This window comes from Bradyrhizobium sp. USDA3516 (assembly GCF_057651995.1).
In genome coordinates this window covers 131149-154490 of sequence record NZ_JBYGYN010000002.1, presented here as the reverse complement: position 1 = coordinate 154490, position 23342 = coordinate 131149, and the positions used below count along the sequence as shown (strand labels likewise).

Annotated in this window: 20 protein-coding genes; 18 read left to right on the top strand and 2 right to left on the bottom strand. The window is 65.8% G+C overall.

The features are described from left to right. The first annotated feature begins 3 nt into the window (after window positions 1-3). From AC24YW_RS06625 to AC24YW_RS06610, 4 genes are read left to right on the top strand one after another with little or no spacing between them, the layout of a single operon-like run. A complete protein-coding gene (locus AC24YW_RS06625) occupies window positions 4-819 on the top strand; it encodes an ABC transporter substrate-binding protein (RefSeq protein ID WP_487481983.1) in 816 nt (271 codons plus the stop codon). Further along, the gene (locus tag AC24YW_RS06620; RefSeq protein WP_487481982.1) at window positions 806-1690 is read left to right on the top strand and encodes a polysaccharide deacetylase family protein; all 885 of its coding nucleotides are present in this window, start codon (window positions 806-808) and stop codon (window positions 1688-1690) included. The genes AC24YW_RS06625 and AC24YW_RS06620 overlap by 14 nt, the downstream gene beginning before the upstream one ends. Continuing rightward, the gene (locus tag AC24YW_RS06615) at window positions 1690-3273 is read left to right on the top strand and encodes an ABC transporter substrate-binding protein (protein ID WP_487481981.1); all 1584 of its coding nucleotides are present in this window, start codon (window positions 1690-1692) and stop codon (window positions 3271-3273) included. The genes AC24YW_RS06620 and AC24YW_RS06615 overlap by 1 nt, the downstream gene beginning before the upstream one ends. Continuing rightward, entirely contained in the window at window positions 3270-4643 is a 1374-nt protein-coding gene (locus AC24YW_RS06610) for an amidohydrolase family protein (protein ID WP_487481980.1), read from the top strand. The genes AC24YW_RS06615 and AC24YW_RS06610 overlap by 4 nt, the downstream gene beginning before the upstream one ends. Here AC24YW_RS06610 and AC24YW_RS06605 read toward each other — a convergent pair. After that, a complete protein-coding gene (locus tag AC24YW_RS06605) occupies window positions 4633-5553 on the bottom strand; it encodes a LysR substrate-binding domain-containing protein (protein ID WP_487481979.1) in 921 nt (306 codons plus the stop codon). The two genes, AC24YW_RS06610 and AC24YW_RS06605, sit on opposite strands and share 11 nt — an antisense overlap. Before the next feature lie 277 nt (window positions 5554-5830). Between AC24YW_RS06605 and AC24YW_RS06600 the strand changes: the two genes are divergently transcribed. From AC24YW_RS06600 to AC24YW_RS06560, 9 genes are read left to right on the top strand one after another with little or no spacing between them, the layout of a single operon-like run. After that, a complete protein-coding gene (locus AC24YW_RS06600) occupies window positions 5831-6865 on the top strand; it encodes an ABC transporter substrate-binding protein (protein ID WP_487481978.1) in 1035 nt (344 codons plus the stop codon). Window positions 6866-6888: 23 nt separating this feature from the next. Beyond that, entirely contained in the window at window positions 6889-7929 is a 1041-nt protein-coding gene (locus AC24YW_RS06595) for an ABC transporter ATP-binding protein (RefSeq protein WP_487481977.1), read from the top strand. Continuing rightward, complete coding sequence (locus AC24YW_RS06590; protein WP_487481976.1) at window positions 7926-8801, top strand: ABC transporter permease; 876 nt, start codon at window positions 7926-7928, stop codon at window positions 8799-8801. Before AC24YW_RS06595 ends, AC24YW_RS06590 begins: the two co-directional genes overlap by 4 nt. After that, window positions 8798-9604, top strand: coding sequence for an ABC transporter permease (locus tag AC24YW_RS06585; protein ID WP_487481975.1), 807 nt, complete (start codon window positions 8798-8800; stop codon window positions 9602-9604). Before AC24YW_RS06590 ends, AC24YW_RS06585 begins: the two co-directional genes overlap by 4 nt. A gap of 8 nt (window positions 9605-9612) precedes the next feature. Then, a complete protein-coding gene (locus AC24YW_RS06580) occupies window positions 9613-10749 on the top strand; it encodes an NAD(P)/FAD-dependent oxidoreductase (protein ID WP_487481974.1) in 1137 nt (378 codons plus the stop codon). A gap of 29 nt (window positions 10750-10778) precedes the next feature. Then, window positions 10779-11075: a (2Fe-2S)-binding protein gene (locus tag AC24YW_RS06575; protein ID WP_487481973.1), complete on the top strand. Its 297-nt coding sequence runs from the start codon at window positions 10779-10781 to the stop codon at window positions 11073-11075. Further along, complete coding sequence (locus AC24YW_RS06570; protein WP_487481972.1) at window positions 11072-12490, top strand: FAD/NAD(P)-dependent oxidoreductase; 1419 nt, start codon at window positions 11072-11074, stop codon at window positions 12488-12490. The genes AC24YW_RS06575 and AC24YW_RS06570 overlap by 4 nt, the downstream gene beginning before the upstream one ends. Further along, the gene (locus AC24YW_RS06565; RefSeq protein WP_487481971.1) at window positions 12487-13608 is read left to right on the top strand and encodes an NAD(P)/FAD-dependent oxidoreductase; all 1122 of its coding nucleotides are present in this window, start codon (window positions 12487-12489) and stop codon (window positions 13606-13608) included. Before AC24YW_RS06570 ends, AC24YW_RS06565 begins: the two co-directional genes overlap by 4 nt. 15 nt (window positions 13609-13623) lie before the next feature. Continuing rightward, window positions 13624-13971, top strand: coding sequence for a RidA family protein (locus AC24YW_RS06560; RefSeq protein WP_487481970.1), 348 nt, complete (start codon window positions 13624-13626; stop codon window positions 13969-13971). A 253-nt stretch (window positions 13972-14224) separates the two neighbouring features. Here AC24YW_RS06560 and AC24YW_RS06555 read toward each other — a convergent pair whose 3' ends face one another. Continuing rightward, window positions 14225-15559 (bottom strand): dicarboxylate/amino acid:cation symporter, encoded by a 1335-nt coding sequence (locus AC24YW_RS06555; RefSeq protein ID WP_487481969.1) that lies wholly within the window; start codon window positions 15557-15559, stop codon window positions 14225-14227. Between the two features lie 230 nt (window positions 15560-15789). Here AC24YW_RS06555 and AC24YW_RS06550 point away from each other — a divergent pair, with 230 nt between their 5' ends. From AC24YW_RS06550 to AC24YW_RS06530, 5 genes are all read left to right on the top strand, one after another. After that, window positions 15790-16626 (top strand): SDR family oxidoreductase, encoded by an 837-nt coding sequence (locus AC24YW_RS06550; protein WP_487481968.1) that lies wholly within the window; start codon window positions 15790-15792, stop codon window positions 16624-16626. Between the two features lie 123 nt (window positions 16627-16749). Next, entirely contained in the window at window positions 16750-18546 is a 1797-nt protein-coding gene (locus AC24YW_RS06545; protein ID WP_487481967.1) for a cation:proton antiporter domain-containing protein, read from the top strand. Between the two features lie 79 nt (window positions 18547-18625). Continuing rightward, window positions 18626-19447 (top strand): NAD-dependent protein deacetylase, encoded by an 822-nt coding sequence (locus AC24YW_RS06540; RefSeq protein WP_487481966.1) that lies wholly within the window; start codon window positions 18626-18628, stop codon window positions 19445-19447. Between the two features lie 141 nt (window positions 19448-19588). Beyond that, window positions 19589-21673, top strand: a complete 2085-nt coding sequence (locus AC24YW_RS06535; protein ID WP_487481965.1) for a hydantoinase/oxoprolinase family protein — start codon at window positions 19589-19591, stop codon at window positions 21671-21673. 2 nt (window positions 21674-21675) lie between these two features. Next, window positions 21676-23334 carry a hydantoinase B/oxoprolinase family protein gene (locus AC24YW_RS06530; RefSeq protein ID WP_487481964.1) on the top strand — a complete coding sequence of 553 codons (1659 nt, stop codon included), beginning with the start codon at window positions 21676-21678 and terminating at the stop codon, window positions 23332-23334. Window positions 23335-23342 lie beyond the last annotated feature (8 nt).

Below are 23342 nucleotides of genomic sequence, written 5' to 3'. Positions count from 1 at the left end.
GTGATGAAGAGATTTTTGCTTGCGGCGGGATTTCTGGGCTTCATGAACGCGTCGGCAATGGCGGCCGAATTGCCGCCTGAGATAGCCAAGCGCGGCAGCATCAAGGTCGCGGTGGTGCCGAACTATCCGCCGATGGAGTTCCGCGATCCCGCCACCAACGCGCTCTCCGGCTTCGACGTCGATCTCGGCGAAGCGATCGGCCGCAAGCTCGGCCTCAAGATCGAATGGACCGAGACCAGCTTTGCCGAGTTCATGCCCTCGATCTCGACCGGGCGGGTGGATGCCATCCTGTCCGGCTTCACCGATTATGCGAGCCGGCACGAGGTCGCGACCTTCGTCGATTATTTGCGCAGCGGCCCGCAGTTCTTCGTGCAGGCGTCGCGCAAGGCGGAATTCAAGGATGCGACGTCACTGTGCGGCAAGAAGGTCGGCTCGAGCCGCCGCACCATGTTCCCCGCCCAGATCACCGCGTGGAGCGAGAAGAACTGCGGCAGCAATCCGATCCAGGTCGTCGGCACCGACGGCTCGGCGGATGCGCGCACCCAGCTGCGGCAGGGCCGCATCGATGCCGCCGCCCAGGGCAATGAAACGCTGCCCTACATCATGGACCTCGAGCCCAACACCTATGCGACCGTGGGCGAGCCCATCGCACAGCAATTCACCGGCATTGCTCTGCCGGTGAAGGAGAAGGCATTGCAGCAGGCAATGCTGGAGGCGGTCGATGCGCTGATCGCGGACGGCACCTACAAGACGCTGCTGGCGAAGTGGAAATTGAGCGACAACGCAATCGAGAAGGCGACCATCAATGCTGGACAGTAAGGCACTCCAGAGCATTCCGCTTGTTCCGGCCAACACCGCCGATCCCGCGCCCGAATATCCGTGGCCGAAGCCGTACACATCCGCGATGTTCCTGTCGTTCGACGTGGACGCCGAGAGTGCCTGGACCAGCAAGGACGCGTTGCATGCGCAGCGGCTCATCACCATGAGCTATGGCGGCTATGAGGCGCGCGTCGGCACGCCAAAACTGCTGGAGCTGCTCGGCCAGCTCGATCTCAAGGCGACGTTCTTCGTCACGGGGTGGTCGGTCGACGCGCATCCGGCGATGGCGGAGTCCATCCTCAAGGCCGGTCACGAGATCGGCCATCACGGCTATCACCATCTGCTGCCGGATCCCGGCGATCCCTGGATCGAGGAGGAGCTGGAGCGCGGCTTCGAGGCGCTGAAGCGCCGGCTTGGCGTCAAGCCGACCGGCTATCGCGCGCCCTATGGCGAGTTCACGGAGGAACTGCGCGTCGCGCTGGTGCGTCACGGCATCGTCTACACGTCTTCGTTCCGCGACGACGTCAGGCCCTATCGCCATCGCCTCGCCGACGGCAGGCCCGGCACGATCGAGCTGCCGGTGACCGCGAGCTATGACGACTGGATGCACGGCCTGTCGGCGCGCTTCAGTCCGCGCTCGATCTTCCCGAAGGAACACGTACTCTCGATGTGGAAGGACGAGCTGGATGAGGTGCGCGACTGGGGCGCGATGGTGACAACGGTGCTGCATCCGCAATGCAGCGGCCGCCCGATGCGGCTGCGTCTGCTGCGCGAGTTCCTGACCTACGCAAAGTCGTGCCCGGATGTCTGGATCACCACCGGCGAGAACATCGCGAAAAACTTCCTGCGTCACGAAGCCGGTACCCGATAATGTCCATTTCCCGCCGCTCGCTCCTCAAGGCCGGCGCAGCGTTGCCGGCGCTGTCGCTGCCGGGCATCGTCCGCGCTGAATCGCAGTCTACGCTGCGTTTCATCCCGGTCATCGATCTTGCCTTCGTCGATCCCATCTATTCGACTGCGCAGGTGTCGCGAAACCACGGCTTCATGGTTTACGATACGCTGTATGGCATGAGCGCCTCGCTCCAGGTCTCGCCGCAGATGCTGTCGGGCCACGTCATCTCCGCCGACCAGCTGCAATGGGATCTCACGCTTCGCGACGGTCTGTTCTGGCACGACGGCGAGCGGGTGCTGGCGCGCGATTGCGTTGCCAGCATCCGCCGCTGGGCCGCTCGTGACGGCTTTGGCGGCGAGCTGATGGAGGCGACCGCCGAGCTCTCGGCTGCCGACGACCGCACCATCCGCTTCCGTCTGAAGCGTCCTTTTCCGCTGCTGCCGCAGGCGCTCGGCAAGGCCGCGATCAATGCCTGCTTCATGATGCCGGAGCGGCTGGCGAGCCAGGATCCGTTCAAGCCGCTCACCGAGGTCATCGGCAGCGGTCCGTTCCGTTATCTCGCCGACGAACGCGTGCAGGGCGCGCGCAACGCCTATGCCAAATTCGAGCGCTACCAGCCGCGCACCGACGGCAAGCCGGATTGGACCGCGGGGCCGAAGATCGTGCACTACGATCGCGTGGTCTGGACCACGACGCCCGATGCCGGCACCGGCGTTGCCGCGCTCCAGACCGGCGAGCAGGATTGGCAGGAGACCACGCCGCACGATCTCTTGCCGGTCATCAAGGCCGCCGGCGACATCGAGACGCGCGTCCTCGATCCCAGAGGCTACGCCTGCATGCTGCGCCTCAACCACCTGCAGCCGCCGTTCGACAATCCCGCCATTCGCCGCGCGCTCCTGGGTGCGATCGATCAGTCCGCGTTCATGACCGCCGTCGCCGGCACCGATCCGGCGTTCCAGGTCTCACCGATCGGCTATTTCGCACCCGGTACGCCGATGGCGAACGACGTCGGGCTCGACGTGTTCCGCGGCCCGCGCAACTACGACAAGGTCAAGGTTGAGCTCAAGGCCGCCGGCTATAACGGCGAGAAGATCGTGCTGCTCGTCCCCACCAACTCGCTGGCGCAGAAGCCGCTCGGCGAGATCGCGGTGGACTCGTTGCGCAAGGCCGGCATGAACGTCGAATATGCCGGGCTCGATTTCGCCGTCGTGCTGCAGCGCCAGTTGAAGAAGGACCCGATCGGACAGGGCGGCTGGAGCGCGGCCGTCGGCAACTGGCAGGGAATCGACTGGCTCAACCCGGCCGGCAACACCAACATTCGCGGCGAAGGCAAGGTCGCCGGCTGGTATGCGAGCACGAGGATGGGCGAGTTGCGCAGCCAATGGCTGGCGGCCTCCCAACTCGCCGAGCAGCAGCGCATCTGCCGCGAAGTCCAGAGAGTGGCGTTCGAGGAAATCCCCTATATTCCGATCGGCCTCTACAAGCAGCCAACGGCCTATCGCAAGGCGATCACCGGCATTCTCGACGGCACCGCCGTGTTCTGGAACGTACGCCCCGCATGAGCACCACAGCCATCTTCGGCAGCTATGTGCTGTCACGGAAAGACGGCGCGCAGGACGTGCTGCGCGACCATTGGGTTCTGGTCGAAGGCAAGAAGATTGCAGCGATCACGCGCGACAGACCGCGCGCGGATCGGATCTATGACCGTCCCGGCCGCTTCGTATTGCCGGGCCTTCTGAACCTGCACAATCACTGCTTCTCCGAAGCGGTGGCACGCAGTCACACCGAGGACGGCAACGGCCGCAAGAACAACCAGAGCATCGTCTACACGGTGCTGCTGCCGCTGACCAAGCGCGGCGCCGATATCCTGTCGGCGGAAGAACGGCTGGCGGTGGCGCGGCTCGGCATTCTCCAGCTGCTCAAGGGCGGCGCCACCACGGTGATGGAGCCGTTCCGCAACTCGATCCCGGAGATGTTCGACGCGGCGGAGGAGATGGGCATCCGCTTCTATGGCGCGCCCTATCTGTTCTCGACGTCCGATGCCAAGGCCGGGCCCGACGGTGTGGTGCACTATTCCGGCGACGACGGCGCCGCGGACATGGCGACGTGGGACGCGCTCTACCAGCGCTGGAACAATCGCGGCGACGGCCGCATCAGCCTTGCGATGAGCCCGCATGCCACCGACACCTGCGGTCCTGATCTCTTGAAGGCCTGCGCCGCGCGGGCGCGCGAGCTCGGCGTTCCCATCACCACGCACATGGCGCAGAGCCGCGCCGAGGTCGAGACCATCGGCAAGCGCTACGGCGGCCGCACGCCGGCGGAATATCTGGACTGGCTTGGCCTGCTCGCGCCCGACCTGATGGCGGCGCATTGCATGTTCTCGAGCGACGACGATCTCAAGCTGATGGCCGCGCGCCGCATGACCGTCTTGAACTGCCCCCGCGTGTTCGCGCGTGCCGGCATCACAGCAGCGTTCAGCCGCTTCGCCGCGCACGGCGTGCGCACCGTGGTCGGCACCGACGGCTACAACATGGACTTGCTCGGCGAGCTCAATGCGGCGTCGCTGATCTCCAAGGTCACCTCCGCGCGCCCGGACGTCGCGAACTCACCCGAGCTGATCGAGGCGAACACGGCCGTCGCCGCCGACGTCATCAAGCGGCCCGATCTCGGCCGCATCGAGCCGGGCGCGACCGCCGATCTCACGGTGGTCGATCTCACCCATCCGCATCTGCAGCCGCTGTTCGACCCGCGCCGCGCGCTGATCGCACTCGCCAACCGTGCTAATATCGATCAGGTCGTGGTCGATGGCCGCGTGCTGGTCGATGAGGGACGCTATCTCGGCGCGGATGAGGCCGCGATCACTGCCGCCGGCACCGCCGCGATCGGTAAGATCTGGGATTTGCCGGAGGCGCAGGCCGCGTTTAACGGGTGACCCCGGGTTCGTCGTCCTCAAACTCCACCAGCGCCTTGCGCATAGTCTCGACCAGGTCCAGCGCCACCGGCGACGGACTGCGCTGCGCCGGAAACACCGCGGAGAATTCGAAGTCGATGCGCGGCAGGAAGCGGCGCACGACGACACCGCGCGTTGCAAACTCCTGCGCCGTGAAGGGATCGCAGATCGCGACGCCAAGCCCTGACGAGACCATACCGCACATGATCTCCGACAGCGTGGTCTCGACGCGCAGCACGCGGCGGACATCATGGCGGTGGAAGACCTGGTCGACGAGATGCCGGCTCGACGATCCCGCCGACAGCGAGATGAAGGTCTCGCCCTCGAAATCGCGCGGCTCCAGGACTTCCTTTTCCGCGAGGCGATGACCGGTCGGCAACACTGCGACGCGCGCCGGCGCCGGCAGCCGCTGGCTCGGCAGACCGGAATGCGCGATCGGCACCTCGGCAAAGCCGACGTCACATTGATTGTTCAGCACCCAGTCGACCACGATCGGCGAGATGACACCGAAGAAGGCCAGGTTGAGGTTTGGCCGCTCCTTGAGGAAGTGACCGGTGAGCCGCGGCAGATAGCCGTTCGACAGCGCCGGCAGTGCTGCGATGCGCAGCGAGCCCGTGCGCCGGCCGCGGATTTCTTCCGCCGCCGCCGTGATGCGTTCGAGGCCGACGAAGGAACGCTCGACCTCGGTGTAAAGCGCCATCGCCGCGGCGGTTGGCACCAGGCCGGTACCGCGCCGCTCGAACAGCTCCATTTTCAGCAGGGCCTGGAGGTCGCGCAGCAACCGGCTGACGGCCGGCTGCGTCACCTTCATCAGCGCCGCCGCCTCGGTCACGCTGCCCGTCAGCATTGTCGCCCGGAAGGCTTCCACCTGCCGCGAATTGATCCGCGCCATTCCATCGTCCAATCATAACATTTCGGCATGCAGAGGGTGCCATTATTCATTGGACGATGGAAGTACAGGTCTGCGATCTTTTTCATCAGGACTGGAGACAGCCCGCTTTTTCGGCAGATTGGAGGGGTTCAAACCTCCAGATCGCGCCAAAACCCGCCGAATGGGGGCCGGAGCCCTGATCGAAAGCGGATTGGCGCGGAAGGGAATGCGGCAACGCGCTTCAGCCAGCGAGACTCGTCGGCACGTCACCTCATTCCGGTATTGGAGATCGGTCCACATGAAGACTTTTCGCCTTCTGACCGCGGTCAGCATCGCAGCGCTCATTGCCGCCCCCTCTGTCGCCTCGGCCCAGCAGAAAACGCTGTATGTCGCCGGCTATGGCGGCTCGTTCGAGAAGACCATTCGCGACGAGGTGATCCCGGCCTTCGAGAAGGAAAACGGCGTCAAGGTCGAATACGTCGCCGGCAACTCCACCGACACTCTGGCCAAGCTCCAGGCACAGAAGGGCAACCAGCAGATCGACGTCGCCATCGTCGACGACGGCCCGATGTACCAGGCGATCCAGCTCGGCTTCTGCGGCAAGCTCGACGGCCTGCCCGCCGATCTCTACGACACTGCGCGCTTCAAGGACGATCGCGCGGTCGCGATCGGCATCGTCGCCACCGGCCTGATGTACAACACGAAGGTGTTCAAGGAAAAAGGCTGGGCGCCGCCGACCTCGTGGAACGACCTGAAGGACACGAAATACGCAAAACAGCTCGTGATTCCTCCGATCAACAACACCTACGGCCTCGAAGCGCTGGTGATGCTGTCGAAGATGAACGGCGGCGGCGAGACCAACGTCGAGTCCGGCTTCAAGATCTTCAAAGAGCAGATCAATCCAAACGTGCTGGCCTATGAGCCGTCGCCGGGCAAGATGACCGAGCTGTTCCAGTCCGGCCAGGCGGTGATCGCGGTGTGGGGCACCGGCCGTGTGCAGAGCTTCGCCAATACCGGCTTCCCCGTTGACTTCGTCTATCCCAAGGAAGGCGCAGCGACGCTGCTGACCACGGCGTGTCCGATCAACAAGCCCAATGCTTCGCCGCTCGCGGCGAGCTTCGTCAAGATGCTGCTCGATCCAAAAACCCAGCTCGTGCTGCTGAAGGATTACGGCTACGGCCCGGTGCTGAAATCGCTGGTGATCCCGCCGGAGCTCGGCAAGATGGCACCGATCGGCGAGCGCGCGGCCAAGCTCTACAATCCGGACTGGACCGTCATCAACGAGAAGCGCGAGGAGTGGACCAAGCGCTGGAATCGCGAGGTCGAACGCTGATCGGTCGCCGCGGAGACAGCGCCATGGCCTATCTCGAGCTCGATCGGGTCGCAAAGCAGTTCGGCACGCAGACCGTGGTCGATGACTTCAGCCTGTCGGTGGGGAAGGGGGAGTTCATCTCCTTCCTCGGCCCGTCCGGCTGCGGCAAGACCACGACCTTGCAGATGATCGCGGGCTTCCTCGATCCGACGCGCGGCGCGATCCGCCTCGAGGGCAAGGACCTGACCGCGATCCATCCGGCCAAGCGCGGCCTCGGCATCGTGTTCCAGAGCTACGCGCTGTTTCCGCACATGACCGCGGCGGAGAACGTCGCCTTTGGCCTGGAGATGCGTGGCGTGCCGCGCGCTGAAAGGTCCGAGCGCGTCCGCGCCGCACTCGCGATGGTGGGCCTCGCCGGGTACGAGGACCGTCACCCCCGCCGCATGTCCGGCGGCCAGCAGCAGCGCGTGGCGTTGGCGCGTGCGCTGGTGATCAAGCCGAGCGTGCTGCTGCTCGACGAGCCGCTGTCGAACCTCGACGCCAAGCTGCGCGAGGAGATGCAGATCGAGCTGCGCCAGATCCAGCGCACCGTCGGCACCACCACGATCCTGGTCACGCATGACCAGAACGAGGCGATGTCGCTGTCCGACCGCATCGTGGTGATGAGCCAGGGCAAGATCGAGCAGATCGGCACGCCGCAGCAAACCTATGAGAACCCGGCCTCGGCCTTCGTCTCGCAATTCCTCGGCAAGACCAATGATTTTGCCGGAACGATCGACCGGACCGTCGCGCCGACGCAGTTGGTGGCCGGCTCCTGGCGCGCACCGGCGCCGGCCGGGCTCGGCGGTCCCGTCATCGTCAGCGTTCGTCCCGAAAGAATCGGCTTTGGCGATACCGGGCTCAGCGCAAAGATCATCACGCGCATCTTCCAGGGCAATCACTGGCTGTTCCAGTGCGACAGCGAATGCGGCCCGGCGATCGTGATCCGCCAGAACGACGGCAAAGCGCAGCCGGCCGAAGGCGACGCGGTTCGCCTCACCTGGCGGCCCGAGGACATGAGCGTGCGCGCGAGGGCCGGCGCATGAGCATGGCGGCCGAGGAGCGCAGCACGCGCGCGCCGTGGGTGCTGACCGCGCCCGCCTTGATGCTGTTCGTCGGCGTGCTGCTGATTCCACTGGCGATGACGGTGATGCTGTCGTTCCACGATTGGGGCCAGTACAAGGGCATCGAGCCGGTCTTCATCCTCAAGAACTGGCACGAGATCGCGACCGATCCCTATTACGCCGAGATGTTCTGGCGGACCTTCCGCATCGCGATCCTGACCACGCTGCTCACCGCGCTGCTCGGCGCGCCCGAAGCCTATATCCTCAACCGCATGAGCGGCCGCTGGAAGAGTTTTTTCCTGCTGGTCATTCTGGGGCCGCTCTTGATCTCCGTGGTGGCGCGAACGCTGGGCTGGGCCCTGCTGTTTGGTGGCAACAATGGCCTCGTCAACAAGCTGCTGATGTCGCTCGGGCTGATCGGCTCCCCCATTCCCTTCATGTTCACCGAAACAGGCGTGGTGATCGCGCTCGCGCATGTGATGATGCCGTTCATGGTGCTTTCGGTGTGGGCGGCGCTGCAGCGGCTCGATCCGCAGATCGAGAATGCCGCGATGTCGCTCGGCGCGGGCCCTGCGACCATCATCCGCCGCATCATCATGCCCCAGATCATGCCGGGCGTGCTGTCGGGGGCGATCATCGTGTTCTCGCTCTCGGCCAGCGCCTTCGCGACGCCCGCGATCATCGGCGGCCGCCGGCTCAAGGTCGCCGCGACGCTTGCCTATGACGAGTTCCTCAACACCCTGAATTGGCCGCTGGGCGCTGCGGTCGCAACGCTGCTGCTGGTCGCGCTGGTCCTGATCGTCGTCGGCAGCAACGCGCTGATCGAACGCCGCTATGCCGAGGTGTTCCGATGAGCCGGAACGGTCCGCTCGCGCTGATCTTCCACACCGTCTTCGTCATCGTCATGGTGGCGCCGATCCTGGTGGTCTGCCTCGTCGCCTTCACGCCCGAAGGATATCTGTCGCTGCCGACCAACGGCTTCTCGCTGCGCTGGTTCAGGACCATTGCGAACTACCCCGGATTCATCCACGCCTTCTGGGTCAGCCTCGGCCTTGGCGCGTTGTCCTCCCTCGTGGCGCTGCTGTTCGCGGTGCCGGCGGCGCTGGCGATCGCACGCTATCGCTTCCGTGGTCGTGATGTGCTGGCGGCGCTGTTCTTGTCGCCGCTGATGATCCCGCACGTCGTGCTCGGCATCGCCTTCCTTCGCTTCTTCACTTCGGCCGGTCTCGGCGGCAGCTTCGCGGCGCTGATCGTCGCGCATGTCATCATCGTGTTTCCGTTCGCGCTGCGGCTGACGCTGGCGGCGGCGACCGGCATGGACCGCACGGTCGAGATGGCGGCGGTCTCGCTCGGCGCCGGCGGCTGGACGCTGTTCCGCCGCGTGACGCTCCCGCTGATCCTGCCCGGCGTGATCAGCGGCTGGGCGCTCGCCTTCATCCAGTCCTTCGACGATCTCACCATGACCGTCTTCCTTGCGGCGCCGGGGACCGAGACGTTGCCGGTCCGCATGTTTCTCTACATCCAAGACAACATCGATCCGCTTGTGACGTCGGTCTCGGCCTGCGTGATCGCAATCACCATGGCCGCCCTCATTCTGCTCGACCGCTTCTACGGGCTCGACCGTGTGCTCGCCGGCAAGGGCGATACGGGACGATAGGAGAACTCATGCCAGGAGAATACGACGTCGCCGTCGTCGGCGGCGGACTGCTCGGCTCCGCTATTGCCTGGGGCCTCGGCCGGCTCGGCAAGAAAGTCGCCGTGCTCGACGAAGGCGACATCACCAAGCGCGCCTCGCGCGCGAACTTTGCGCTGGTGTGGGTGCAGAGCAAGGGGCTCGGCATGCCCGCCTATACGGTGTGGACCGTGCAGGCTTCGCAGGCCTGGGGCCGGCTGGCCTCCGAGCTGAAGCAGCAGACCGGCCTCGACGTCTCCTTGCAGCAGAATGGCGGCTTCCATCTCACGCTCGGCGAGGACGAATTCGGCCAGCGCACCGAGCTCGTCAAGCGCATGCACAACCAGGTCGGCGCGGCCGACTACAAGATGGAAATGCTGCGGCCGACCGAGGTGAAGAAGGCGCTGCCGCTGATCGGCCCCGAGGTCTCCGGCGGCAGCTATTGTCCGCTCGACGGCCATGTCAATTCGCTGCGCACGTTCCGCGCGTTTCACACCGGCTTCATTGCGTTCGGCATCGACTATTTTCCGGAGCGCCCGGTCTCGGCGATCAGCAAGAGCGGCGGCGAATTTCGCCTGACGACGCCGAAAGGCGAGCTGCGTGCAGCCAAGATCGTGCTCGCCGCCGGCAACGCCAACCAGACGCTGGCGCCGATGGTCGGCCTCTTTGCGCCGATGGGCCCGACCCGCGGCCAGGTCGTCGTGACCGAGCGCACTATGCCGTTCCTGCCGCATCCGCTGACGACGATCCGCCAGACCGACGAGGGCACGGTGATGATCGGCGACAGCAAGGAGGACGAGCTCGACGACCGCACGCTGAAGCCGTCGATCAGCGGCGTCATGGCCGATCGCGCGCAGCGGATGTTTCCGCATCTGGCGCGGCTCAACGTGGTCAGGAGCTGGTCCGGCATTCGCGTGATGCCGCAGGACGGCTTTCCGATCTACGACCAGTCGGAGACGCATCCCGGCGCTTTCGTCGCCTGCTGCCATTCCGGCGTGACGCTCGCCTCCAACCACGCCTTCGAGATCGCGCGCATGGTGGCGCAGGGCGCGCTCGAGCCGGAACTGGTCGGCGCGTTCTCGGCCAGCCGTTTTGGCGGCGCGGGTGCTGCGAACAGTAGCGGCTACTAGAGATTCTGAAGGAGCCAAGAGGCACCCCCATGTTCAAGCGATCCGAACAGGACAAGCGGCCACAGGTGCAGATCTTCGTCGACGGCGTCGCCGTCGCGGCGCGCCAGGGCGACACCGTCTCTGCCGCGCTGCTAGCCTCCGGCTGCGACGCACGGCGTTCCACCGCAGTCAGCGGCGCGCCGCGTCTGCCTTATTGCATGATGGGCGTGTGCTTCGACTGCCTCGTTACCGTCGACGGCGTCGGCAACCGGCAAGGGTGCCTCGTGCCCGTTGCCGAGGGCATGCAGATCGAGATCCAGAAGGGCAAGCGGGAGATCGGAAAATGAGTGTGGCTCCCAAGCGCGAAAATTACGACGTCGTGGTGATCGGCGCCGGGCCCGCCGGCCTTGCAGCCGCTGCGACCTCCGCCGAAGCCGGCCTGTCCACGCTGCTGCTCGACGAGAACATCGGCCCTGGCGGGCAGGTGTTTCGCGCCATCGCCTCGACGCCGGTCACCGAGCGCAATCAGCTCGGCGCCGATTATTGGGCCGGGGCCGATCTTGTGCAGTCGCTGCACGCAAGCAGCGCGGAAGTCATCCAGCGTGCCACGGTCTGGAGCCTCGACCGCAATCTCGACATCGCCGTATCGATCGGCGGCGCGTCCGCCTTCGTCAAGGCCAAGCGCGTGATCCTCGCGACCGGCGCGCTGGAGCGGCCATTCCCGATTCCCGGCTGGACGCTGCCGGGCGTGATGACCGCGGGCGCGGCGCAGACCATGCTGAAGTCCTCGGCCCTGGTGCCCGACGGACGCACGGTGATCGCAGGGCAGGGGCCGCTGCTCTGGCTGCTCGCCGCGCAGATCCTGCGGCTTGGCGGCCGCATCGATCGCATCCTCGACACCACCGAGCGCGGCAATTATCTCGCCGCGCTTCCGCACGCTTTCGCCTTCCTGACCTCGCCCTATTTCGCCAAGGGCCTGTCGATGGTGCGCGAGGTGAAGGCGAAGGTGCAGGTCGTCTCTGGCGTCGCCGAGCTATCGGCGTCCGGTGACGGCCAGCTTGCCAGCGTGAGCTATGTGGCCCGCGGCAAGCGCGAGACCATTCCCGCCGATCTGTTGCTGCTGCATCAGGGCGTCGTGCCCAACGTTAACCTGGCGATGTCCGCCGGCATCGAGCATCGCTGGGACGATCTGCAATTGTGCTGGTCGCCGGTGCTGGACGCCAGCGGCAATTCGTCGGTCGCCGGCATCGCGATCGCCGGCGACGGTGCCGGCATCGGCGGGGCCAATGCAGCGGTGGTGCGTGGCCGCATTGCCGCGCGCGCCGCCGTCGAAGCGTTGGCGCCCGCGGCAGCCGCAAAGTTCCCCGCGATGGCGACGCTCCGTTCCAACCTCGCCAAGGCCGAGCGCGGTCGCGTCTTCCTCGACACACTGTTCCGCCCCGCGCCGCAGTTCCGGATTCCTTCGGGCGACACCATCGTCTGCCGTTGCGAGGAGGTGACCGCGAAGGACGTGCTCGATTCCGTCGCGATCGGGGCGACCGGGCCGAACCAACTCAAGGCCTATCGCCGCACCGGCATGGGCCCGTGCCAGGGCCGGCTCTGCGGCCTCACCGTCACCGAGCTGATGGCGCAGGCGCGCGGGAAGACGCCGCAGGAGATCGGTTATTACCGACTGCGCGCGCCGGTGAAGCCGATCACGCTGGCCGAGCTCGCCGCCGTTCCGAAGAGCGAAGCAGACGTCAAGGCCGTGGTGCGCGGATGAGCACAAACGTGGATGCAATCGTCATTGGCGGCGGCATCCACGGATGCTCGACCGCGCTGCATCTGTGTCTCGCCGGCCTGAAGCCGGTGTTGATCGAAAAGGACTATGCCGGCCGTCACGCCTCTGGCGTCAACGCCGGAGGCGTGCGCCAGCTCGCGAGGCACATCCCCGAAATTCCACTCTCGATCCGCTCGATGGGGATCTGGGAGAAGATTTCGGATCTCCTCGATGACGATTGCAGTTTTGAGAGCTACGGCCAGGTGCTGGTTGCGGAGAACGAGGAGGAGCTCGCGCTCTGCCGCGCCCGCGTCGCCGAGCTCAACGCCCTCGGCTTCACCCATGAAGAGCTGATCGACGCGACTGAGCTGCGTCGTCTCGTGCCGGCGGTCGCCGAGACCTGTCCCGGGGGCGTGGTCTCGCGCCGCGACGGTGCGGCCAATCCGGCCCAGGCGACGACGGCATTCCGCCGCAAGGCCGAGCAGCTTGGCGCGACCGTGCGTGAGGGCGTGGCGGCCGGCAATATCCGGTACCGTGACGGCCTCTGGCATGTCGATGTCGGCCCGGACACCTACGCCGCGCCGGTGCTGGTCAACGCCGCCGGCGCCTGGGCCGGCAGGATCGCGGCCGCGCTCGGCGAACCCGTGCCGGTCGAGACCGTCGCGCCGATGCTGATGATCACCTCGCGCGTGCCGCACTTCATCGATCCCGTCGTCATCCTTCGCGGTCGAAAGCTCTCCTTCAAGCAGTTCAAGAACGGCACCGTGCTGATCGGCGGCGGCCATCTGGCGACACCCTATCAGGATCGCAACGAGACGGTGCTGGATTGGAAGAGCCTTGCGACCAGCGCGCAGACCGTGTTCGAGCTGTTTCCGGTGATGCGCAGCGCCACCATCGTCCGCGCCTGGGCCGGCATCGAGGCCAAGATGAAGGACGACATTCCCGTGTTCGGGCCGAGCTCGCGTCACAAGGGCCTCTATCACCAGTTCGGCTTCTCGCTGCACGGCTTTCAGCTCGGGCCCGGCGCCGGCGCCGTGATGGCGGAGCTGATCGTCAACGGCGGCACCCAGACCCGCATCAGCGATCTCGGCATCGACCGTTTCCATCCCACGACGCTCTAACAACAAGAGGACATCATGAGCATCACCCGCAGCATCCGCACGCCCATCATGCACCGCGCCGTCGAAGCCAATGGCTTCGTCTTTCTCGGTGGCACCATTGCCGACGACACCTCGGTTTCCATGGCTGACCAGACCCGCAACATCCTCGGCAAGATCGCCGGCTATCTGAAGGAAGCGGGAACCGACACGTCGCGCGTGGTCAGCGCCTCGATCTTCGTCACCGATCTCTCCAAGAAGAAGGAGATGGACGCGGCCTGGACCGAATTCTTTGGCGACAATCTGCCGACCCGCGCCACCGTCGGCGTCGCCGATCTCGGCGGCGGCGCGCTGATCGAGGTGGTCGTGACGGCGCTGAAGGGCTGATCGCGATCGGCGGACCGAGATCGGGCGATCGCCCGACCTTGCCAGCGCATTGAGAGGGAATATGAGCCGCCGCGACATCGTGTGCGGCAACGATTATCAAAAGCCCGACGCCCTGCCCCCAGCGCGTCGGGCGGAAAAAATGAGTATCAATCCGTGATCCCAACGCCATTGTTGTGGCGCGGACCGCATCGATTTTCTACTCCGGGAAACTACCGCATCGGAACCAGGCGTCGTCTGCTCACCGATTGCGCGCCTACGAGGCCGCGCCTCCACCCGGCTCCAGCGCCTCACCCATCTCCAGCGGATGCGCCATGGTCTCGTGCAGCGCGTCGCGGTCGAGCTCGCCTTCGGAGATGCTGATGACGACGCAGGCAACGCCATTGCCGATCAGGTTGGTGAGCGCGCGGCATTCGCTCATGAACTTGTCGATGCCGACCAGGATCGCGATCGACTGGATGGGGATATCAGGTACGATCGACAGCGTCGCAGCGAGCGTGATGAAGCCGGCGCCGGTCACGCCCGAGGCACCCTTGGAGGTGATCATGGCAATGCCGAGAATGCCGAGCTCCTGCCAGATGGTCAGATGGGTGTTGGTCGCCTGCGCCAGGAACAGCGTCGCCAGCGTCATGTAGATGTTGGTGCCGTCGAGGTTGAAGCTGTAGCCGGTCGGGATGACGAGGCCGACCACCGAGCGTGAAGCGCCGAGATGCTCCATCTTCTGGATCATCTGCGGCAGCACGGTCTCGGAGGAGGAGGTGCCGAGCACGATCAAGAGCTCATCCTTGATATAGGCGATGAAGCGCAGGATCGAGAAGCCGGCGAGCCGCGCGATCGAGCCCAGCACGATCAGCACGAACATGATGCTGGTCAGATAGAACGTGCCGATCAGGGCGGCGAGATTGAGCAGCGAGCCGAGGCCGTAGGCGCCGACGGTGAACGCCATGGCGCCGAAGGCGCCGATCGGCGCGATGCGCACGATGATGCGGATGATGCCGAAGAACATCTTCGCCGCCTTGTCGATCGCGTCCGCAATGGGCTCGCCGGCCTTGCCGAGAAAGGCGATGGCGAAGCCGGACAGGATCGAGATCAGCAGCACCTGCAAGAGGTCGCCGCGCGCAATGGCGCCGAGATAGCTGTCGGGAATGATCGCCATCAGGTGGGCGACGATGCCCTCTTCGTGGGCCTTGGTGACGTAGGTCGCCACCGATTTCGGGTCGATCGTCGCCGGATCGATGTTGAAGCCGCGCCCGGGCTGGAGAATCTCGCCGACCAGAAGGCCGACCGCGAGGGCCACGGTCGAGACCGTCTCGAAATAGATCAGCGACTTCAGCCCGACCCGGCCGACCCGCTTCAGATCGCCCATCGAGGAAATGCCGTGCACCACGGTGCAGAAGATCACAGGCGCGATCATCATCTTGATCAGCGCGATGAAGCCGTCGCCGAGCGGCTTCAAGGCCTTGCCGAGATCGGGATAGACATAGCCGATGAGCACGCCGAGTGCGATCGCGATCAGCACCTGGACGTAGAGGATCTTGTACCAGGGCTGGTGCCGGCGCTGAATGGCTGACGGGATCGCAATTTGTGTCATAATGCAGGCTCTGGAACGGATTGATCGTGCATGATTTGCATCATGTGATGGGCGCCGCAGAAGCGACAATCACATTTTTGTCTGTTGGCACGCCCTTGATCGGTGCACCGGACTTCAGCCCGATTGTTCTCTCTTGGATACGGACCTCGCCGTCGCGACTCGGCTCAACCCCGGCTGGGATGGAACAAAACGCCGGTTCCGTCCATGATGATGCATCCCGGAGAGAACACATGCCGCAAACCCAACGCTCCACCCCGTTTCCCTCGCGCCTCGTCGGCCAATACGCGCTGGTGACCGGCGCCTCCCAAGGCATCGGCCGCGCCGTCGCCATCCGGCTGGCGCAGGAAGGCGCGACCGTTGCCATCAACTATCTCAACCACGCCGGCAATGCCGAGGAGACCCTTGCCCTTGCACGAACCGCGTCGAGCGATCGCGGCCACGGCAGGCTCGACCATATCGTCGTCAAGGCCGACATCGGCAATGAGCAGGACATCGCCGCGATGTTCGAGACCGTCCTGGCGCGCTTCAAGCGCCTCGATTGTCTCGTCAACAATGCCGGCTTCCAGCGGGAATCGCCGAGCGAGGCGCTCGACGTCGAAACCTATCGCCGCATCATCGACGTCAATCTCAACGGCGCGGTGCTCTGCGCGCAGAAGGCGCTGGCGCATTTCGTCACGCGCGGGGCAGGCGGCAGCATCATCAACTGCTCCAGCGTCCATCAGATCATCCCAAAGCCCGGCTATCTCGCTTATTCCATCAGCAAGAGCGGTATGGCCGGTCTCACCCGCACGCTGGCGCTCGAATTCGCGCGGCACGGTATCCGCGTCAATGCGGTCGGTCCCGGTGCGATCGATACGCCGATCAACGCGGCCTGGACCGGCGATCCGGAAAAGCGCGGTGTCGTCACCTCCCACATTCCCATGGGGCGAGTCGGCACGCCGGAAGAAATCGCCGCCGTGTTCGCCTTCCTCGCCTCGGACGACGCCAGCTACATCACCGGGCAGACCATCTACGCCTGCGGAGGTATGACGCTGTTTCCGGAGTTTCGCGAGAACTGGGCGAGCTGAACGTCAGTTTCGGACCGGTGTCGGCGCGCGGGAGGGTGGACCAGGGGGTTGGCTGCGGCGCCGTGTGCTATCGACCCTGGGTTACGCTGCGGCTATTGGCAGACGCCGACACATGACGGGCTCGTGACCACAACCATCAACATCAATGCCTATAGCGACGCGCTGGTGGTCCTTGGGACTGCCGGCGTGGTGGTGCCGATGGTCCGGCATTGGGGCATCAATCCCGTGCTGGGTTATCTCGGTGCCGGCGCGATCCTCGGTCCGCTCGGGCTCGGCTCGCTCGTCAAGGACGTCCCGGTCCTGTACTGGTTCACCGTGACGGACGCGCAGAACGTCGAGGGTATCGCCAATCTCGGCATCGTGTTCCTGCTGTTCCTGATCGGGCTCGAGCTGTCGTTGCGTCGGCTCGTCACGATGCGGCGCCTGGTGTTCGGGCTCGGCGGCCTGCAGGTCCTCGCGACGTCGGCCATGATCTTCGGCGCGGCGCTTCTCTTCGGACAAAGCTCCGATACGGCCGTGATCCTCGGGGCGAGCCTTGCGCTGTCCTCGACGGCGATCGTGCTCGAGCTTCTATCCGCCGAGCGACGGCTTGCGACCACAGCCGGGCGCGCCAGCTTCGCGGTGCTGCTGGCCCAGGATCTCGCCGTAGTGCCAATTCTGGTCTTCGTGGCGGTGCTCGGTGCGGGTAGTGGCGGCTCGGTCGTGGCGCACATCTCCAGCGCGATCCTGAAGGCGGCGCTGGTCGTCGTCTTCCTGATTCTGATTGGACGGCTGCTGATGCGTCCGCTCTTCCAGATGGTGGCAGGCACCCATTCGACGGAGTTGTTCGTTGCCGCGACCCTGTTCGTCATCGTCGGCGCAGGGCTTGCCGCCCACCAGGCCGGCCTGTCGATGGCGCTCGGAGCATTCGTTGCAGGACTGATGCTGGCCGAGACCGAGTACGGCAAAGCCATCGAGGCCACCGTCGAGCCGTTCAAGGGCCTGCTGCTCGGCATCTTCTTCTTCACCGTCGGCATGGCCATCGACTTCCGCGTGTTCGCGCGGGAGCCCGGCTGGCTGCTGGCGGCCGTCGTCGGCATTGTCGTCGGCAAGGCGATCGTGCTCGTCATCTTGGGCCGCCTTTTCAGGCTGTCATGGCGGGCGGCGATCGAGATCGGCTTCCTGCTGGGCCCCGTCGGCGAATTCGCCTTCGTCAGCATCGGAATGGCGGCGGCCGGCGACCTGATCGAGCCCCGCGTATCGAGCTTTGCCGTGGCCGTCACCGCGGTGACGATGGCGTTGACACCGCTTCTGAGCATTCTCGGACGAAAATTGGCCGCGAAGCTGGGCAGCGAACGCGCGCCCGATCCCGAGCTTGCGGTTCGGCCGCCCGGCGATCAGGCGCAAGCCATCGTGGTCGGCTACGGCCGTGTTGGAAAAGTCGTCTGCTCGCTGCTGACAAGCCACGGCCTGAACTACATCGCCGTCGATCACGAGGCGGTCGGCGTGGCGCGCGACCGCCGCGACGGCCACAAGGTCTATTTCGGCGATGCGACGGAGCCGGGTTTCCTCGAAGCCTGCGGCCTGATGCAGACGACCGGCGTGATCATCACCATCCAATCACGGCCGGCGATCGACGCCGTCGTCGAGCGAATCCGCGCGGTGCGGCCGGACGTGCTGATCGTCTCGCGCGCGCGGGACGCCGATCATGCCCGCCACCTCTATGCGATCGGCGCAACCGATGCGGTGCCGGAAACGATCGAGGCGAGCCTGCAACTCTCCGAAGCCGCGCTGGTCGGCCTCGGCGTTGCAGTCGGTCATGCGATCGCCTCGGTGCACGAGAAGCGGGACGAATTCCGGCGCACGCTGCAGCAGGCCGCCCGCATCGCAGGACAAGGGCAGGCTCCTCCGCCCGACCTCACAGGGCGCCGGCCCTCGTGATAGCCACCCGTCCGGGCGGCTGCGCGCCGCCGACGCGCGTGATCTGGTAAAGAGCACCTGCGCAAACTACATTTGCGCCATGACAAAGGCTGCGCCGGGAAACAGATCGCTCCAGGATTTCGTCGAGCGGCACGAAAATCTCTTCGTGCTGACCGGCGCCGGCTGCAGCACCAATTCGGGCATTCCCGACTACCGCGACAGCCAGGGCAATTGGAAGCGCACCCAGCCGGTCAACTTCCAGGCCTTCATGTCGGACGAGCTTACGCGCCGGCGCTATTGGGCGCGCAGCCTGATCGGCTGGCGGCGGTTCGGCCAGGCGAAGCCGAACGATGCGCATCGCGCTTTGGCCCGGCTCGAGGCGAATGGGCGGTGCGGGATGCTGCTGACGCAGAATGTCGACCGGCTGCATCAGTCGGCCGGCCACCGCCAGGTGATCGACCTGCACGGCCGGCTCGATCTGGTCCGCTGCATGGGTTGCGGGGCGAAGACGCCGCGCGAGGAGTTTCAGCACGATCTTGGCCGCGCCAATGCGGCATGGCTGATGCTCGATGCCGCGGATGCGCCCGACGGCGACGCCGATCTGGAGCATGAGGATTTTTCCTGCTTCGAGGTGCCTCCTTGCGAAGCCTGCGGCGGCATCCTCAAGCCCGACGTGGTGTTCTTCGGCGAGAACGTGCCGCGCGAGGTGGTGGCCACGGCGCAGGATCATCTGGCGCAGGCCGATGCCATGCTGATCGTCGGCTCGTCATTGATGGTCTATTCCGGCTTCCGCTTCGTGCAGGCCGCCGCGAAACGGCAGATTCCGATCGCCGCGGTCAATCTCGGCCGCACCCGCGCCGACGATCTCTTGACGCTGAAGGTCGAGGAGCGCTGCGAAGCCGCGCTTGCATTCCTGCTCTGATCGCCGAGGGGCGAACACGCCTTGCCTATTGCATAGGTGCCGCGCAAAATAGCCGGGCACAGCGTTGCCGGCATGCCTCATGGCACGGGAATTGCTGCGCTTTTTGAACCCAGTCTTGACGACCAGCACGGAGAATTTGGAATGCTCGAGGGAGCCGAGGTGCGGCTTGCCGTTGATATCGGTGGCACGTTCACCGACATCGTGCTGGACGTGGGACAAGACCGCAAGACCCGCAAGGTGCTGACGACGCCGCAGCGGCCTGAGCAGGCGGTGCTGGACGGGATGCGGCTCATTCTTGCCGATGCACGCGCGCATATCAGCGATATCGACGTCTTCATCCACGGCACGACGCTCGCGACCAACGCGATCATCGAGCGGCGCGGCGCCAAGACGGCGCTGATCGCAACCGAAGGCTTTCGCGACGTGCTCGATATCGGCACCGAGAGCCGCTACGACCAGTACGACCTCGGCATCGACAAGCCGAAGCCGCTGGCGCCACGCAGCCTCCGCTTCACCGTGCCCGAGCGCATCGACGCCCACGGGGCCGTCCGCCTCCCGCTGGACGAAGCTTCGGTGCGCGCGCTCGCGCCGAAATTGCACGAGCTCGGCGTCGAGAGCGTCGCGATCGCCTTCCTGCACTCCTACGCCAATCCCGAACATGAGCGGCGCACAGCGGCGATCCTGGCCGAGGAGATGCCCGGCATCTCCGTGACGATGTCTTCCGCCGTCTGTCCCGAAATTCGCGAGTATGAGCGCACATCGACTGCGGTCGCGAACGCCTATGTGCAACCCCTGATCGACGGCTATCTCGCCCGCATGGCCGATGCCCTGCAGGTCGAGCAGTTCCGCGGCGCGATCTACCTCGTCACGTCAGGCGGCGGCGTCACATCGATCGAGACAGCGCGGCGCTTTCCGGTGCGCCTCGTCGAATCCGGTCCGGCCGGCGGCGCCATCTTCGCGGCGCAGATCGCGGCGCGTCTTGGCGAGGGCAAGGTGCTCTCTTTTGACATGGGCGGCACCACGGCAAAGATCTGCCTGATCGAGAAATACCAGCCCGAGACCTCACGCGTGTTCGAGGTCGATCGCGCCGCGCGCTTCCTCAAGGGCTCCGGCCTGCCGGTGCGCATCCCCGTGATCGAGATGGTCGAGATCGGCGCCGGCGGCGGTTCGATCGCGCATGTCGACGCCATGAAGCGCGTCACCGTCGGCCCGGAGAGCGCCTCGTCCGAGCCGGGGCCGGCCTGCTATGGCCGCGGCGGCCAGCGTCCGGCAGTGACGGATGCCGACGTTGCGCTCGGCATGATCGATCCCGACGCCTTTGCAGCCGGTACGATCAAGCTCGATCCGGAGCTGTCGAAACAGGCGCTGCTGCGCGATGTCGGTGCGCCGCTCGGCCTGTCGGCGGAGACGGCAGCCTATGCCGTGCACGAGGTCGTCTGCGAGAACATGGCGAGCGCGGCGCGCGTGCACGCCGTCGAGCGCGGCGCGGTGGTCGGCCAGCACACGCTGATTGCCTTCGGCGGCGCCGCACCGCTGCATGCGGCGCGCGTCGCCGAGAAGATCGGCGTCTCCCGCGTGATCGTGCCGTCGAATGCCGGCGTCGGCTCGGCGGTTGGGTTCCTGGCGGCTCCCATCGCGTATGAATTGGTGCGCAGCCGACATGTCCGGCTCGACGATTTCGATACCGAGGCGGTCTCTGACTTGCTTCAGGAGATGGCGACCGAAGCGCGCGCGCTGGTCGAGCCTGGCGCTGCCGGCGCGCCGGTGCGCGAGCGCCGCGCGGCTTTCATGCGCTATGTCGGCCAGGGCCACGAGATCACCGTCGAGCTGCCGAACCGGCGGCTCACCTCGGCCGATCTCGCCTCCCTGCGCCAGCAGTTCGAGACCGACTATTCCGCGATGTTCGAGCGTCCGATCCCGGGCGCGGCGATCGAAGTGTTGAGCTGGTCGGTGCTCGCCACCACGGAGGCGCGCAACCCGCCCGCCGTTGCGGCGGTCGCGCGCCAGCCCGCGGCCAAGGCGTCCGGCAGCCGAAAATTCTTCGACGGCCGGGCAGGTGAGGTGATCGAGATCCCGCTCTATCGGCGCGAGGACATGGCGCCGGGAGCGACCATCGCGGGTCCCGCCGTGATCGCGGAAGACGAGACCTCGACCTTCGTCTCCACCAGTTTCGACGCCCATATCGACGGTGCCGGCAGCATCGTCATGGAACGAAAGGCGGCCTGATCATGAGCAAGGCAAAGGGCGCGAGCCTGATCGACCTCCAGATCATGTGGCACCGGCTGATCGCCGTGGTCGAGGAGCAGGCGCAGGTGCTGCTTCGCACCGCCTTCAGCCCGATCGTGCGCGAATGCGGCGACCTCTCGGCCGGCGTGTTCGACCTCAAGGGCCGGATGCTGGCGCAGGCGGTGACCGGCACGCCCGGCCACGTCAACTCGATGGCGGAATCGGTCAAGCACTTCATCGCTCACTTCCCGATCGAGACGATGAAGGAGGGCGATGCCTACATCACCAACGATCCCTGGATGGGGACCGGTCATCTCAACGATTTCGTCGTCACCACACCCTGCTTCAAGGACGGCAAGGTCGTCGCACTGTTCTCCTGCACCAGCCATCTCATGGACATCGGCGGCATCGGCTTCGGGCCCGACGCCACCGACGTGTTCATGGAGGGGCTCTACATCCCCATGCTCAAGCTGATCGACCAGGGCGTCGTGAATGAGACGCTGATGGCGATGATCCGCACCAATACGCGGCTTCCGATCGACACCGAGGGCGACACCTATTCGCTCGCCGGCTGCAACGACGTCGGCTGCGAGCGCCTGGTCGAGATGATGACCGAGTTCGGCATCGACACGCTCGACGAGCTCGGCGATTACATCTGCGACCGCTCGCGCGAGGCGGTGCTGGCCGAAATCGCCAAGCTGCCGAAGGGCAGCTGGCGCAACACCATGGTGGTCGACGGCTATGATGCGCCGGTGACTCTGGCCGCGACGTTGACGATCTCGGATACGGGCATCCATGTCGATTTCGACGGCACATCCGCGGCCTCGAAGTTCGGCATCAACGTGCCGCTGTCCTACACCACGGCCTACACGGTGTTCGGCCTCGGCTGCGTCGTCGCCTCGCAGATCCCCAACAATGCCGGCTCGCTCTCGCCGCTGACGGTGTCTGCGCCGGCGGGTACGATCCTCAATGCGCCAAAGCCGGCGCCCGTGGCGTCGCGCCACGTCATCGGCCAGATGCTGCCTGACGTCGTGTTCGGCTGCCTGCGCCAGATCATTCCCGAGCGCGTGCCCGCCGAAGGCACTTCCTGCCTGTGGAATCTCAACGTGCGGGGCCAGACCCGCTCCGGCGTCGGCGGCAATTACGGGTTCTCGATGGCGGTCACCTCCAATGGCGGTACCGGTGCACGCTTCGGCAAGGACGGGCTGTCGGCCACCGCTTACCCGAGCGGCGTGCGCGGCACGCCGGTCGAGATTGCGGAGACGCAGACGCCGCTGATCTTCTGGCGCAAGGAGCTGCGTCCGGATTCCGGTGGAGCAGGCCGCACCCGCGGCGGCCTCGGCCAGATCATCGAGGTCGGCAGCGGCGTCGATGCGCCGTTCGATATCCTCGCCGCGTTCGACCGCATCGACCATCCGCCGCGCGGTCGCGATGGCGGCCGGGACGGTGAGGCCGGCTATGTCGGCCTCAAGTCCGGCAAGAAGCTGCGCGGCAAGGGTTTTCAGCAGGTGCCGCCCGACGATCGGCTGGTGGTGCTGACGCCGGGCGGCGCCGGCATCGGCGATCCGGCGACGCGCGATCGTGCGGCCGTGAGTGACGACGTCGCCAGCGGTCTCGTGTCTTCGGAGAACGCAGTCAAGGTTTATGGGTACGCGCGTTGATGCCTCAG